This window comes from Pseudoduganella dura (genome assembly GCF_009727155.1).
In the GTDB taxonomy this organism is placed as follows: Bacteria; Pseudomonadota; Gammaproteobacteria; order Burkholderiales; family Burkholderiaceae_D; genus Rugamonas; species Rugamonas dura.
The window spans coordinates 5,015,094-5,028,963 of record NZ_WNWM01000002.1 but is presented as its reverse complement, the minus strand read 5'-3'; the positions used below and the strand labels follow the sequence as shown (position 1 = coordinate 5,028,963).

Here is a 13,870-nt window from a genome sequence, read left to right as displayed (position 1 = left end):
TTCGGCGTGGCTTCGATCCTGGCACGACCATTCATGCATCCAGCCGCAGCCTTGCAAGGCTGCGTCGTTCGGCGTAGCTTCGATACTGGCACGACCACTCATGCATCCAGCCGCAGCCTTGCAAGGCTGCGTCGTTCGGCGTAGCTTCGATACTGGCACGACCACTCATGCATCCAGCCGCAGCCTTGCAAGGCTGCGTCGTTCGGCGTAGCTTCGATACTGGCACGACCACTCATGCATCCAGCCGCAGCCTTGCAAGGCTGCGTCGTTCGGCGAGCGCGAAGCAGTGCTTCGCGAAACCCTCGCCTCACCCACCCGTGCGTGACGTGCGCGGCAGCGGCTTGCCGGGGCGCCAGGCGGCGGACAGGGCCTGGCCCTCCTCGATCTGCTCCGGCGTCATCGTCTTGGCGACGGCGGCGCGTTGGCCGGCGGCATTCGGATTGCCGCCGGCGGCGGCGAGGTTCCACAGCATGTAGGCGATGACGTTATCCTGCGGCATGCCGCCGATATGGTACCGGTACATCAGGCCCAGCACCTGCTGCGCGTCCGCATGCCCCTGCTCGGCCGCCTTGCGGAACCACGTGACGGCCTGCCTGTGGTCCTGGATCACGGCGTTGCCGGTGTAGTACATCGCGCCCACGACATACTGTGCGTCCGCCTTGCCCTGCATGGCGGCGCGACGGTGCCAGATCAGCGCCTGCTTGTAATCCTGCTGCACGCCGCGGCCCATGTAGTACATCAGGCCCAGCAGATGCTCTGCGTCCGCGTTGCCGGAACGCGCCAGGGGCAGGATTTCCTTGTAGGCGAGCGCGTAGTTTCGGTTGTTGTACGCGGCCGCGCCTTCGGCGAAACCGGCGATCGCGCTGCCGTGCAGGGCCAGCGCAATCACGATCGAGGAGGCGAACGCCATGATGAGTCGTCCTGTTTTTTTCATTGCGAGAAGTTGGATTCGTTCTTTTGCTTGTTGTTCGCGTTGAGCGCCGCCCCGGTTACTTCCAGCTGACCTTGCCAAGCCCGTCGACACTGACGTTGCGGTTCAGCGGCTTGCCGTACACCGTGACCGAACCGAGCCCCGACAGGTGCAGTTTGGCATTGGTGCGCGCGTTCACGGTGGCGTTGCCGAGGCCGGAGAGATCGATGTCCACCGTATCGGCCTGGAACTGCTGCGCATTCAGGCCGCCCAGCCCGCCCAGCGACGCGCGCAGCATCCTGCTGCGGCCGCCGATCGTCACGTAGCCGGCGCCGCGCAGGTCGAGGTCGACGCTGTCGCTGTCCGCCACCCACACGTGCATGCTGCCCACGCCGCCCAGGTTCGCCTTCAGGCGCCTGAACGCGCTGACGATCTTCATGCTGCCGGCGCCGTCCAGCGTGATGTCGATGTCGTCGCCGGAAAAGCCGCTGACCTCGGTGGTGCCCACGCCTTCGGATACCAGCTCGCGCAGTTGCGGCAGCACCAGCTCGGCCCGTACCGACGAGCGGTTGACCTTGATGCCGCGATTCTCGGTATCGATCTGCAGCGTGTCGCCCGTCTGCACCGTGGTCACCTTGCCGACATGGCGCCCGTCGCCGATGATGTGCAGCGACGGCACGGCGCCCTGGCTCAGCTTCAGGTTGATCACGCCGTCCAGCCTGACGCGCATGACCCGGGCATCGACGGCCCTGGTCTCGGTGGCTTCTTCGGCGCTGACGGTGCCGAACACCAGCCACAGGGTTGTCATCAGGAGGGCAAAGCTGAGTGGTTTGTGCATGGAGCTTCCTTGGTACGGGGTGTTCTGCAATGGGTGGGCGATGGCGCGGCCGGTCAGCGGCCGGCAGCCGCCGGGGCACCCCGGAAGGCATGACGGATGACGGGGCAGCCGGTGCGACGAACATGGTGTGCGGCGATCATTGTCATTTTCCTTCGGGTGCATGGATCGATGGTGAATATTATCGTCCAGGGCGACCGCCCCGGGGCACCATGCGATGAAATGCAGAATACGGCGACCGGGCGACAAAAACATGCCCCCGGCCGCGCATGCCGTCGCTCTTCACGCAACAGCCGGGGTCGGGATTGGCGGGCGTTGGCGCCCCCGTCGCGGCGGCATGCCACGGCTGTTTAGTAAAACGGATTAAACTGCGGCGGCATTTGGGGAATTGCTTGATCTTGCTTTTTTAAAAATTAATACTCGTCTCGCTTATAAGGCCGCCCCGGCCAATATTCCAAGGAGACGAAATGCGATCCACCAAGCGAACCCTGATGAGCCTGGCCGTGGCCAGTGCCTGCAGCCTGGCCGCGTGCGGCGTGCACGCCCAGGCCGGCGCGAATGCCGGTGTCAATCCTGCCGCCGATTCCGCCGGCACGCCGGCGGCCGAGGCGCCCACGCTGGGGCCGACCAGCGGCGGCGACCAGATTCCCGAAGTGAAGGTAACGGCGACGCGCTATTCGACCTCGCTGCTCAGGACGCCGCTGGCGGTATCGGCGTTCAGCCAGGAGCAGCTGACGCGCAAGGGCGCGACCAGCCTGAAGGACCTCACCGGCGAAATCCCGAACGTGGTCATCGAAAGCACGGGCCTCGATTCCGCCGTGCAGATCACGATCCGCGGCATCACGTCGACCAACTTCACGGAGACGGGCGACCCGGCCGTGGGCTTCCATGTGGATGGCATGTACTCGCCGCGGCCGCAGGGCGCGCAGGCGCTGATGTTCGACGTCGACCAGGTGGAAGTGCTGCGCGGTCCGCAGGGCACGCTGTTCGGCCGTAATTCCACCGGCGGCAGCATCAACGTCATCTCCGCCAAGCCGGACTTTTCCGGCAACTACGGCAAGGCCGATATCGACATCGGCAACTACCGCAAGAAGCAGGTCACCGTCGTCCAGAACGTGAAGGTCAACGACCAGCTGGCCCTGCGCGGCACCTTCATGAAGGTCACGCGCGACGGCTACGCCAACCAGAAGCGCGATCTGTCCGAAGCGAATGCGCCGCAGCTGGGCTGGATCCCGGATGGCATTCCGGACGTCGACCAGCGCTTCAACAAGGTGATCGGCAAGGACAAGTACTACACCAACCAGGACCAGTGGGCCGCGCGCCTGTCGGCGCTGTACAAGGTCAACAGCGACATCACGCTGAAGGCCGCCTACGAACACTTCCAGGACAACGGCGCCGGCGGCGCCGCGTTCCGCGACTGCGACGCCTCCGCCGGCACGCGCTACAGCTGCGCGCCCGGCACGGGCAAGTGGGACCTGCTCGTCAACGTGCCCGGCGAGGTGGACATGCAGATCCGGACGCTGCGCACCGGCCTGTCGTGGACGATCAATCCGACCACGACCTTCGACTACACGTTCCAGGTGGCCGACCAGAAGCGCTCCGAGCGGACCGACGATGAAATGGGCATGCAGCACGCCGCGCCGTTCCAGATCAACGGCGCCTACCCGAACACGGCGGACGGCAACTGGGGCACCTGGCCGCTGACCGACTCCTTCCATCGCACGCTGTCGTCGCGCTACCTGTCGACGGTGCACGAGGCGCAGCTGAAGCAGACGGTGGGCAACCTGCAGTACGTCGGCGGGCTGTTCTGGATGCACGAACGTAACCGCATCGACTATGAACAGACCAACACGATCCAGAAGCCGTACGGCGACGTGGGCTCGGTGCTGTATCACCAGCCGAACCGCCAGGTCGATGCCAAGGCCGTGTTCGCGCAGGCCGACTGGAAATTCATGCCGACGTGGACCGGCACGCTGGGCGCCCGCTACAGCAGCGACAGCAAGGAAGACAAGGGCGGCGAGGTGTACGGCGCCAACTGGAAAGGCGATCCGGCCTACTACAATGGCCTGTACAGCCAGGGCACCCCCGGCACGCCGGGCTTCCGTGTCCACAACGGCACCGACCTGACGGACGCGATGGGCGGCAGTGTCGCCGCGTACCGGCTGTATGGTTCGCCCACATCGAACGACCACAAGGAAACCTGGAAGAAGGTCACGTGGCGCGTGGGCCTGCAGAAGCAGTTCACGGCGAACCAGATGGGCTATGCGTCGGTATCAACCGGCTACAAGGCCGGCGGCTTCGCGGACAAGTCGGACAGCTGCAACTACCACCTGTGCGCCGACGGCAAGCCGGGCGTCGTGACGTTCATGCCGTACGGCCCCGAGACGGTGACGAACTTCGAGCTGGGCTACAAGGGCAAGTTCCTGAACAACACGCTGTCGCTGTCGGCCACCGCGTTCTGGATGAAGTACAAGGACATGCAGCTGACCGGCACCTACTTCGTCAACCAGATCATCCCGGACAACGGCCTGCCCTGCCCTTCCGACCAGCCGAAATGCGACGTGTACGAAAGCTGGCGCACGATCAACGTGGGCAAGGTCGACATCCCGGGCCTCGAGCTCGAATGGGATTACCGGCCATGGCGCGGCGCGCGCTTCGGCGGCGGCTTCGCGTACATCAACACCGACGTGCACGACTTCCCCGAGTTCTCCGACGACTACCAGTGCGACGTGCGCACCGAACTGGGCCTGCCGCCCTGCCCGCCGGCATACACCGGTCCCGAAAAGGAACTGCTGGGCCGCCGCCTGTACAACATCGACGGCAACCACCTGCCGAACACGCCGAAGTACCAGGTCAATCTGAACTTCTCGCAGGAATTCGCCTTCGAAAACGGCTACCGCATCACGCCCTACATCAAGGTGAACTGGCGCGACAAGGCCTACTTCGACCTGCGCAACTCCGACTTCGGCACGGTCGGCCGCTTCCAGAAAGCCTATGCCATGACGGACCTTTCGGCCCGCATCGACGCGCCGGACGACAAATGGCATGCCGAACTGTACGTGCGCAACGCAGCGAACAAGCATGCCGCGCAGAACCGCGAATCGGTCTACGGCGGCTTCATGAAAGCCTACTTCGTCGAACCGCGGATGTTCGGCATCCGGATCGGCGCCGAGTACTAATCCTCCCGCTCGCATCACCTTGCAGCCGCGCTCCGCGCGGCTTTTTTGTTTCCAAAAACCGGGGTCAGACCCTGAGCCTACCCCTCGAATTTTTGTTGTAAACCATATGGGAAGCTGTTAACTTCAATCCCAAAAACGGCACATGCATGGCCGTGTTAGCCCTTTCATTCGTAGCGACCAAACTGCAAATGAAAGGCACGGACCATGCATGCACGCCAAATCATACAACGATTGTTGGGGCAGGAGTGCCCATCAATTCACGCTAAACGCCGAGCTTGCCTAGCTCAAATTGTGCAAGCTGTAGCTCGTGCCGGGCTGGGCGTTGTACGCATCGGTAAGCAGCTCAGGTCACAAACAAGTCTTCGGCATCGCATCAAGTGCTGTGACCGTTTGCTGAGCAATCCCCATCTGGCCAAAGAGCGGGTGCAGATATACCGAGCAATGAGCCAACGCCTTCTTCAATCCAGGCAATACGTGCAGGTAGCAGTAGATTGGTCAGAAATTCGCGCAGATGGCAGTGCTCAATTGCTGCGTGCAGCAGCCATCATCGAAGGACGCGCCTTTACGCTCTACGAGGAGGTCCACCCTCAGGAGAGGCTCGCGGCATCTTTGGTCCATAAGTGCTTCATGAAGACCCTGAAAACCATCCTGCCAGCGCACTGTCGCGCCATCATCATCACCGATGCAGGATTTCGTGCTACGTGGTTTAAAACGCTCAATCAGCTCGGCTTTGGCTGGGTCGGACGGATACGCAACCGTGATTTGGTGTGCCAACAGAACGGCAACGACTGGTTCGGCTGCAAAAGCTTGTACTCAAGAGCTACCGCAAAAGCGCGCGATTTGGGCTATTTTTTTCATGTCCGCTCCAACCCTGTCGACTGCCGATTAGTGCTGTACAAGTCCAAATCGAAAGGACGGCATTGCTTGACGAAATCCGGTCAACCTGCGCGCGCGCGCCACAGCAAGAAAAACAGCGCTGCCCAATGTGAGCCTTGGCTACTCGCCGTTTCGCCAGCACTGGCACAGCTTCGTGCAGACGACATCATCAAAATTTACTCTGGGCGCATGCAAATCGAGCAGACTTTCCGCGACCTGAAGAATGCCAAATGGGGAATGGCACTGCGACATAGCCAGACTACAAGCCTGCTTCGTCTGGCGGCACTTTTACTAATCGGTGCATTGCTCACTTATGCCTTATGGCTGATCGGCTTAGCGGCACGAGCGGCTGGCTATGAAGTCCACTACGGCAGCCATCCCAAGGCAGGCAGCTGCCTTTCAATCTTCTCGTTGGCAATGCACTGGGTCGACGACTATCGTCGACCCAGACTCTCCCCATCGGCCATCAAATATGCATTTATCGAACTCGTTTCGATGGTCCGCACTTGGGAATTCGAGGGGTAGGCTCAGGGTCAGACCCCATTTTCTGGAAACATTGCCGCGCATTTTCAGTACCCATGCCTTTGAGCAGGGTCAGTCAGAGTCTTGAGAGCGCATGGCACAGTTGGGCCTTTCGATCAAGGAGCGACGCATGGCCAGCCAAGCCCGACTGCATTTACCTGGCTGTCCCCTTCATATCATTCAACGCGGACATCTCCGCCAGCCCTGCTTTTTTCACCGGTCGGATTATCTCGTCTACCTCGACTGTGTACGCGAATACTCGCGCTTCAATGGTGTCGCGACACATGCCTACGTGTTGATGACCAATCACATACATCTGCTTGTTTCAGCTGACGACGTCATGCCAATATCCGCCATGATGAAGGGGGTTTCGCAAAAATATACGCAATATCTCAATCGACGATTCGAGCGAAAAGGTACTTGGTGGGAGGGCAGATTCCGATCCAGTCCAGTTCCGGTCGATCGATATGCCCTTATCTGCCAGCGTTATATCGAACTGAATCCGGTGCGCGCAGCCATGGTTAGCTCGGCCGATGAGTATCGGTGGTCGAGCTACGCCGGCAATGCAGGCGTACAGCCCGACGATCTGCTAACGCCCCATTCCGTCTATCTTGACTTGAGCAAGCTGACGGCCGCTCGGCACGAGATATACCGCCAATTGCTTTCTGTTCCAATTTCTCCGGATCACCTGCAGGCAATCCGCCAAGCAGTCATCGGCAACCATCCGGTTGGCTTGCCACCCGACACACGACGGAAGTCAAAAACACCAGCCAGCGAACCTGGAAAATTTCCAGAGTTTGGGATCTGACCCCTGGTTTTTAGCAATATTTCTTAAAATTGGGGTCTGACCCCGGTTTTGGGGAATTCGGGGACTGTCCCCGGTGTTGGTTTGCTACCAGCTCATCAGTTGGCGCAGCGGTGCTGCGAGGTCGGCGGCCATTTGCCGGTGCTGGTCGCGGGTGGGGTGGGCGTCCTGGGTGTCGCCGGGGTAGTGGCGGGAGGGGATGTGATGCACGCGCGGGCTGCCGACGCGGGCGAGGGTTTCGGTGATGTACGCGGCCAGCGCGGCCTTCCTGTCGCCGTCGAGGATGGCGCCTTCGGTCAGCACGATCGTCGCTTGCGGATGGTCGCGCAGCAGCGTGCTGACCAGGGCGACATAGGCTTCCACGTACCGGGCACGGTCGGGAATGCCCTGGTTGAAATCGTTCGTGCCGATCGCGCTGACGATCAGGTCGGGCGCATAGCGGTGCTGGTCCCATGCCGAAGGCGCGGAAGGATCGGCGATCGCCAGCGTGTAAAGACGGTCGAGGTTGAATTCGTCGGTGCGGCCGTTCCAGCTGCGCACCAGGCCGCGGCCGCCATGGCAGACCAGCTGCACCTGCGCGTCGAGCGCGGCGCCGGCCAGCATGCCGTACGACAGCCGGGGGTTCCACCAAACGGCCTGCTTGGGGCCGGGTGGTTCGCGTTCGAGCGCCTCTCCGCATGTGACGGAGTCGCCCAGGAACAGCAGCCGGCGTGCCGGCAGGGCGGGCGGCGCGAGCACGCGCCCGTCGGTGGAAAAGCCATGCAGCGTGACGACGCCATGCCACGTTTCGGAGCGGTGCAGCACCTGCACGATGTGGCTACCGCTCAAGGGAGCACCGTCCACCAGCCGGTAAGCCGCGCGTTCGCGGGACAAGTGAATGGTGCGCACCGGGCCGCCGTCGACGATCACGTCCAGGTAGCTCTTGTCACCCATGGTGGAGGCATCGAGCACGAGCTCGCGCCCTTCGAAACGGATGAAGGATGTAACGCCCGGATAGGCAAAGCGCACCCCGCCATCGGCAGCAATGACCGCGCGCCCCATCCGCGCGACGCTGTCGCCACCCGCCAGTACCGCCTCGGCGGCACCCGCGCCGGCATGGCCGAGCAGCAGCGCGACCGGAACGATCAGGCCTGGCCATCGCCAACACGCCATCAACGCACCAGCCTTGCAATGTCGGGAGCCATCGCCTCGCCCCAGGTGCCATAAGCCTTCGGCGTAAGATGCAGGAAGTCGGCCATGGTTTCCATTGCGATGTCGCCGTTCGGTTCGAGGAAGCGCGCGCCGTAATCGTGGAAGAAGACGTGCCGGCCGTCGTCCAGGCCGGCGATCTCCCGGTTCACTGCCTTGACCTTCGCGCGGCGCTCATCCTGCGCCGATTGCCCGTTTGGCAGGATGCCGTTGACGAGGATCTTCGCATCCGGGTACAGCGTGCGAAGTTGCGCGACCACCGCCTTCACGCCGCCCGTGACCTGCTCCGGCTGCTCGTCGCACAGGCCGAAGTTGTTCACGCCGATCAGCAGCACCACGACCTTCGGCCGCAGCTTGTCCATGCCGTCGTTCTGCAGGCGCCACAGCACGTTGCCGGTGTGGTCGCCGCCGATGCCGAAGTTCGCCGCGCGGTACTTGCCGAAGTGGCTGTCCCATGCGTTCCTGTCCCACATCTCGGTGATCGAGTCGCCGAGGAACAGCACATCGACATCGCCCTGCGCGGCGCGCGCCTTCAGGGCGTCGTTCATCTGGTGCCAGCGCGCGACCGACATCCACGGATACTCCACCGTGCGCGGTTCGACGTTCAGCGCGCACGAGCGCCCTTCGGCCAGCGCAGGCCCTGCAAACCCCGCGAATCCCGCGAATCCAAGCGCCGCCATCAGCATTGCCTTCTTCTTCAACATCCCATCTCCTGTCGAGTACGTGAACGGATGGCGGAATGATACCCCGCCATCGACCTTCAAGGTGCCTTCAGCCGCAGCATCATCGCGCTGTGCGGCGCCAGCTTCACGTCGAGCGCCTTCGATGTGTCGCCGCCGCGGCCCTGCCACAGTTCCGACCAACGGAAGGTCTTCTTCTTCAGGTCCGCCTCGTGCTTCGAGATGTCATCGGCCAGCGGATACTTTTGCCAGTCGTGGCGGTAATCGATCGTGCGCTCGCCGCGGTTCAGGAACAGCACGCCCCAGCCGCCGTCGGCCAGCGGCTTGATCCACATTTCAAGGTCGCCCTGCGCCATCCGCCGCAGCGCCTGCACGCCCAGCTTGTCCTGGTTGATGGCGATGACGTCGCGGTTGGTCAGGATCTTCAGCGTGGTTGGCGACATGCTGCGCAGGTCGTTCCCGGAGATCAGCGGCGACGCCATCATCGCCCAGATCGAGAAGTGCGCGCGTTCCTCGTCCGGCGTGAGGCCATTGCCCACTTCGAGCATGTCCATGTCGTTCCAGTGCCCCGGCCCCGCGTACTTGCGCAGCGCGGCCGTCTTGTCCATGATCTTCAGGACGCCGAACGACGACCACGAGCCATGCGACAGCTCGCAATCCCAGCAAGCGGTGATGTCGCCGGTGGTGCGCCACGAATGGCCCACGTCCCTGGCCCAGTCCCACGGCTTGGTATCGCCCCACTCGCAGATCGAGAACAGGATCGGCCGGCCGGCGGCGCGCAGCGCGTCGCGCATCGTCGTGTACGCGCCTTCCGAGTTCAGGCCCTTGGTCTCGCACCAGTCGTACTTCAGGTAGTCGACGCCCCACGCGGCGTAGGTGCGCGCATCCTGGTACTCGTAGCCGCGGCTGCCGGGACGGCCGCCGCAGGTCTTTGCGCCGGCGTCCGAGTAGATGCCCAGCTTCAGTCCGCGCGCATGCACGTAGTCGGCCAGCGCCTTGATGCCGGACGGGAAGCGTTCCGGGTCGGCCTGGATATTGCCATTCGCATCGCGCTGGCCGTGCCAGCAGTCATCGATATTCAGGTAGGTGTAGCCGGCATCGCGCATGCCGTTCTTCACCATCGCATCGGCAGTGTCGCGGATCAGCTGTTCGCTGATGTCGCAGGCGAACTTGTTCCAGCTGTTCCAGCCCATCTGCGGCGTGTCCGCCAGGCCCTCGTATTTTTGCGCGTGGGCGGTGGCGGCGCCCATCAGCAGCGCAGCGGCGGCGAGCTTTCTCGCGGGTTTGTTCACGGGTTTGCTCACGGGTTTGCTCATTTACGCTCCAGCGCCTGCAACCGGTCCGCGTATTTGCGGATCAGCGCGATCGTCGACTTGTCGGTATCGAACACGGAATACAGGCCCTGCTCTTCCTGCGGCGGATCGCCCATCAGGTCATTGCCCTCTTTCCACCAGTAGTCGGGATTCGCCGCGCGGCCGGCGCCGCCCCACGCCCAGAAATTGAAGCCGGCGATCGGGTCGCCCTTTTCGGCGCGGCCGACGACCACGTCGAACACCTCCTTGTAGAAGCGGTCGCGCACCGTGGTCGGCGCCTTGATGTCGAACGACGCGCCGTCGCGGTCCATGCCGAATTCCTCGAGCACGATCGGCTTGCCGATCTTCTTCGCGTAGTCGATGTGCACGTTCAGGTAATGGCTGCTCTTCTCCAGCGCGCCGCTCCACGTGGCATCGACCCGCTTCGAGTCGATCCAGCCCCAGTTCTTCGGCCACAGGTGGTAAGTCAGGTAATCGACATCGCGCGCGGCATGCGCCCTGGCGAACAGGTCCGCATCCTGGGACGATCCCGCCAGCCCTTCGCTGCCGGTGCTGACCAGGTGGTTCTTGTCCAGCCCGCGGATGTAGGCCGCCGTGTCGGCGATCCATTTCACGTAGATGTCCTTTTCCTGCGGCGTGGAGCTGGCATTGCCGGGGCGCGGCTCGTTCGCCAGCTGCCACGACATGATCACCGGGTCGCCGGCATACGGCTTGCCGGTCACCGTGTTCTTGCGCCCGATGAACGTGCGGATGACATTGCGGTATTCCGCCTGCGCCTTTTCGTTCGTGTAGAAGCGCGCCGTTTCGCGCATGTAGGTCTCGTAGTCCTTCGTTACGTTCGGGTCCAGCGCCGGCGTGCCGGCGAACCAGTTCAGGTACTGCGTCATGCCGCCCGACCATTGCCAGAAGTTGTTCAGGTAGATCACGGCCGTCATGTCGCGCCTGGCCATCTCGGCCAGCAGGTAGTCCATGCCGGCCAGCAGGCGCTCGTCGTACTTGCCCGGCTCGTTCGTCGTGGCGGGCCGCACGGCACTCTTCATGTCGGTTTTCTCGGAAACCGCCAGCACCCGCAGGTTGTTGATGCCCATGGCCTTGAGCGTATCGAGTTCCTTCAGCAGCCGCGGGCGGTCGTTGGCGCCCAGGTAGGCGCCGTACCAGAAGTTGGCGCCGGCAATGTAGTAAGGGTTGCCGTTGCGCGTGAACTGCGTCTTCTTGACCGCCACGAAGCTCTTGTCGGCCGCGGAGGCGGCAGCCGGGGTGGCAGATACGACGCCCATCATCAGCAGCGAAGCTGCCAGTGCGATCATCTTTTTCATCATCATCCTTTCGTTTCCTTCGTTATCCGGCGGCCTGCCGCGTCCAGCACCTGGGCAGGCAGTTGAATCGTTACGGTCTGCGCCGCGTCATCGAGCGCATGGCGGGCCAGCTTCACCTGGTAGCGGCCGCCGGCCACCCGCCACGTGTTGCCGGAACCCTTGATGACACCGAACAGACGCGGGTCGACGGCCAGCGTCACGTCCGTGCTGGCGCCAGGCGCCAGTTCCACCTTGTCCCAGCCCGCCAGGCGCTTGGGCGCTTCCCATTGCGCGGCAAGCGGCGACACATACACCTGCGGCACGTCCTTGCCCGGCAGGCTGCCGGTATTGGTGACCGTGAAGCGCACCCGCACCTTGCCATCCACGAGCTGCGCCTTCAGGTCCTTGTAGCCGAACTGCGTGTACGACAGGCCGTGGCCGAACGGGAACAGCGGCTTGTGGCCTTTCAGGTCGAACCACTTGTAGCCGATCGCCGCGCCTTCGTGGTAGTCGACCGAGAAGCGCTCGTCCGGTCTGGCCGGGTCGCCATCGAGCTTCGGCCGCGGCAACTGCTGCTCCGATGCGGGGAAGGTGGCCGGCAGGCGGCCCGACGGATTGACTTCGCCGAACAGCACGCGGGCGATCGCCTCGCCGCCGTTCGTGCCCGGATACCAGGCTTCGACGATGCCCGCCACCCGGTCGACCCACGGCATCAGCACCGGGCCGCTGTTTTCCAGCACCACGGCCGTTTTCGGATTGGCGGCCGCAACCGCCGCGATCAGCGCATCCTGGTTGTCCGGCAGGGACAGCGACGTGGCATCGAGCGCTTCGCCGACCCACTGCGTGGCGAACACCAGCACCACGTCCGCGCCAGCCGCGGCCGCCGCCGCCCTGGCGGGATCGCGGCCATCGTCGAACACCACCTGCGCGCCCGGCAAGCGGGCCTGGATCGCCTTCAACGGCGACGACGGATAGACCATGACCGGGCCGGGCCAGGTGGCCGGCAGCAGGCCCGGCACCGCATTGCCGCCGCGCGGGTACACCAGCGACGAGCCGCCGCCGGCCAGCACGCCCTTGTCCGCGTAGCCGCCGATGACGACGATCTTCTTCGCCTCCCTCGACAGCGGCAGGATGTTCCGCTCGTTCTTCAGCAGCACGATGCCTTCCTCGGCATCGGCCTGGCTGATGCGGCCGTGCGCCTCGTAGTCGATCGCGCCGTCCTGCTGCACCGGATGGTCGACGACGCCCTTGGCGAACATCGTGCGCAGCACACGGAAGGCCATGTCGTCGAGCCGCTTCTGCGGCACGAAGCTGCTTTCCACCGCTTCTTCCAGCGCGCCGCCGAAATAATGGGCACGGTCGAATTCAAGGCCCGACTGCTGGTCCAGCCCCGCGTTGGCCGCTTCCACCGTGCTGTGCGTGGCGCCCCAGTCGGACATCACGAAGCCCTTGAAACCCCAGTCGCCCTTCAGCACGCCGTTCAGCAGCCACGGGTGCTCGCAGCCATACGGCCCGTTGAGCCGGTTGTAGGCGCACATGAAGGAACCGGCATCGGTCAGTTCCAGCGCCACCTGGAACGCGAACAGGTCGGACATGCGCAGCGCAGCCGGATCGATGCGGGCATCGAGCTCGAAGCGCCCGGTTTCCTGGGCGTTCAGCGCATAGTGCTTGATCGTGGCGATCAGGTTGTTGGACTCGATGCCGCGCACCTGCTCGCCGACCATGACGCCGGCCAGCAGCGGATCTTCGCCCCCGTACTCGAAGTTGCGGCCGTTGCGCGGCTCGCGCAGCAGGTTCACGCCGCCAGCCAGCATCACGTTGAAGCCGGAAGCGCGCGCTTCGGCACCGATCATCCGGCCGCCCTCGTAGGCCAGCTTGCGGTTCCACGTGGCCGCCGTGGCGATACCGGAAGGCAGCGCGGTGCGCTCGCGCGGCGTGGTGGTGTTCTGCGTGGCCACGCCGATGCCGGCATCGGTCAGGAACAGAGCGGGCAGTCCCAGGCGGGCAAGCGGCGGCACGTAGCCGGCCGAGAACGGAATCGCTTCCGGCACCTTTTTCGTCTTGTTGCCGCCATGATCGGCGCCGAAGTGGCTGGACACCCAGTTCAGCTTTTCCTTCTGCGTCATTTCCTTCAGTGCCAGCGCGGCGCGCCGGTCGGGGTCCAGGTTCTTGTCCAGCCACGGCCGGGCGGGATCGGCGGCCGCGGCCAGGCATGGCAATGCGGCCAGCGCCAGCAGGAGTGCTGCGTTGCGATTCATGGTATTCCT

General features: G+C 63.8%; 10 protein-coding genes. 3 read left to right on the top strand and 7 right to left on the bottom strand.

Translation table 11 applies throughout. The annotated features are described in order from the left end of the window. Positions 1-307: 307 nt before the first annotated feature. Positions 308-910 (bottom strand): tetratricopeptide repeat protein, encoded by a 603-nt coding sequence (locus tag GJV26_RS22005; protein ID WP_229419385.1) that lies wholly within the window; start codon positions 908-910, stop codon positions 308-310. A 79-nt stretch (positions 911-989) separates the two neighbouring features. Beyond that, the gene (locus GJV26_RS22000) at positions 990-1,748 is read right to left on the bottom strand and encodes a GIN domain-containing protein (protein WP_155710844.1); all 759 of its coding nucleotides are present in this window, start codon (positions 1,746-1,748) and stop codon (positions 990-992) included. Between the two features lie 464 nt (positions 1,749-2,212). Between GJV26_RS22000 and GJV26_RS21995 the strand changes: the two genes are divergently transcribed. From GJV26_RS21995 to GJV26_RS21985, 3 genes are all read left to right on the top strand, one after another. After that, a complete protein-coding gene (locus tag GJV26_RS21995) occupies positions 2,213-4,924 on the top strand; it encodes a TonB-dependent receptor (RefSeq protein ID WP_155710843.1) in 2,712 nt (903 codons plus the stop codon). A 204-nt stretch (positions 4,925-5,128) separates the two neighbouring features. Continuing rightward, positions 5,129-6,325 carry an IS4 family transposase gene (locus GJV26_RS21990; protein WP_155710842.1) on the top strand — a complete coding sequence of 399 codons (1,197 nt, stop codon included), beginning with the start codon at positions 5,129-5,131 and terminating at the stop codon, positions 6,323-6,325. Between the two features lie 127 nt (positions 6,326-6,452). Next, complete coding sequence (locus tag GJV26_RS21985) at positions 6,453-7,130, top strand: transposase (RefSeq protein ID WP_173346243.1); 678 nt, start codon at positions 6,453-6,455, stop codon at positions 7,128-7,130. A gap of 84 nt (positions 7,131-7,214) precedes the next feature. Here the strand turns inward: GJV26_RS21985 and axe2C are convergent, their stop codons facing one another. The 5 genes from axe2C to GJV26_RS21960 are packed head-to-tail and all read right to left on the bottom strand — an operon-like array spanning position 7,215 to position 13,861. After that, positions 7,215-8,279, bottom strand: coding sequence for a bifunctional acetylxylan esterase/glucomannan deacetylase AxeC2 (gene axe2C, locus GJV26_RS21980; RefSeq protein WP_155710840.1), 1,065 nt, complete (start codon positions 8,277-8,279; stop codon positions 7,215-7,217). Beyond that, positions 8,279-9,019, bottom strand: a complete 741-nt coding sequence (locus GJV26_RS21975) for a GDSL-type esterase/lipase family protein (protein WP_155710839.1) — start codon at positions 9,017-9,019, stop codon at positions 8,279-8,281. The genes axe2C and GJV26_RS21975 overlap by 1 nt, the downstream gene beginning before the upstream one ends. A gap of 56 nt (positions 9,020-9,075) precedes the next feature. Further along, positions 9,076-10,311 carry a glycoside hydrolase family 27 protein gene (locus GJV26_RS21970; protein ID WP_155710838.1) on the bottom strand — a complete coding sequence of 412 codons (1,236 nt, stop codon included), beginning with the start codon at positions 10,309-10,311 and terminating at the stop codon, positions 9,076-9,078. After that, positions 10,308-11,630, bottom strand: a complete 1,323-nt coding sequence (locus GJV26_RS21965) for a glycoside hydrolase 5 family protein (RefSeq protein ID WP_229419384.1) — start codon at positions 11,628-11,630, stop codon at positions 10,308-10,310. Before GJV26_RS21965 ends, GJV26_RS21970 begins: the two co-directional genes overlap by 4 nt. Further along, a complete protein-coding gene (locus tag GJV26_RS21960) occupies positions 11,627-13,861 on the bottom strand; it encodes a glycoside hydrolase family 3 C-terminal domain-containing protein (RefSeq protein ID WP_155710837.1) in 2,235 nt (744 codons plus the stop codon). The genes GJV26_RS21965 and GJV26_RS21960 overlap by 4 nt, the downstream gene beginning before the upstream one ends. Between the last annotated feature and the right edge of the window lie 9 nt (positions 13,862-13,870).

Coding starts and splice junctions, on each gene's coding strand:
- GJV26_RS22000 (WP_155710844.1), bottom strand. CDS start 1,748: ATGCACAAACCACTCAGCTTTGCCCTCCTGATGACAACCCTGTGGCTG.
- GJV26_RS22005 (WP_229419385.1), bottom strand. CDS start 910: ATGGCGTTCGCCTCCTCGATCGTGATTGCGCTGGCCCTGCACGGCAGC.
- GJV26_RS21995 (WP_155710843.1), top strand. CDS start 2,213: ATGCGATCCACCAAGCGAACCCTGATGAGCCTGGCCGTGGCCAGTGCC.
- GJV26_RS21990 (WP_155710842.1), top strand. CDS start 5,129: ATGCATGCACGCCAAATCATACAACGATTGTTGGGGCAGGAGTGCCCA.
- GJV26_RS21965 (WP_229419384.1), bottom strand. CDS start 11,630: ATGATGATGAAAAAGATGATCGCACTGGCAGCTTCGCTGCTGATGATG.
- GJV26_RS21975 (WP_155710839.1), bottom strand. CDS start 9,019: ATGTTGAAGAAGAAGGCAATGCTGATGGCGGCGCTTGGATTCGCGGGA.
- axe2C (WP_155710840.1), bottom strand. CDS start 8,279: ATGGCGTGTTGGCGATGGCCAGGCCTGATCGTTCCGGTCGCGCTGCTG.
- GJV26_RS21960 (WP_155710837.1), bottom strand. CDS start 13,861: ATGAATCGCAACGCAGCACTCCTGCTGGCGCTGGCCGCATTGCCATGC.
- GJV26_RS21985 (WP_173346243.1), top strand. CDS start 6,453: ATGGCCAGCCAAGCCCGACTGCATTTACCTGGCTGTCCCCTTCATATC.
- GJV26_RS21970 (WP_155710838.1), bottom strand. CDS start 10,311: ATGAGCAAACCCGTGAGCAAACCCGTGAACAAACCCGCGAGAAAGCTC.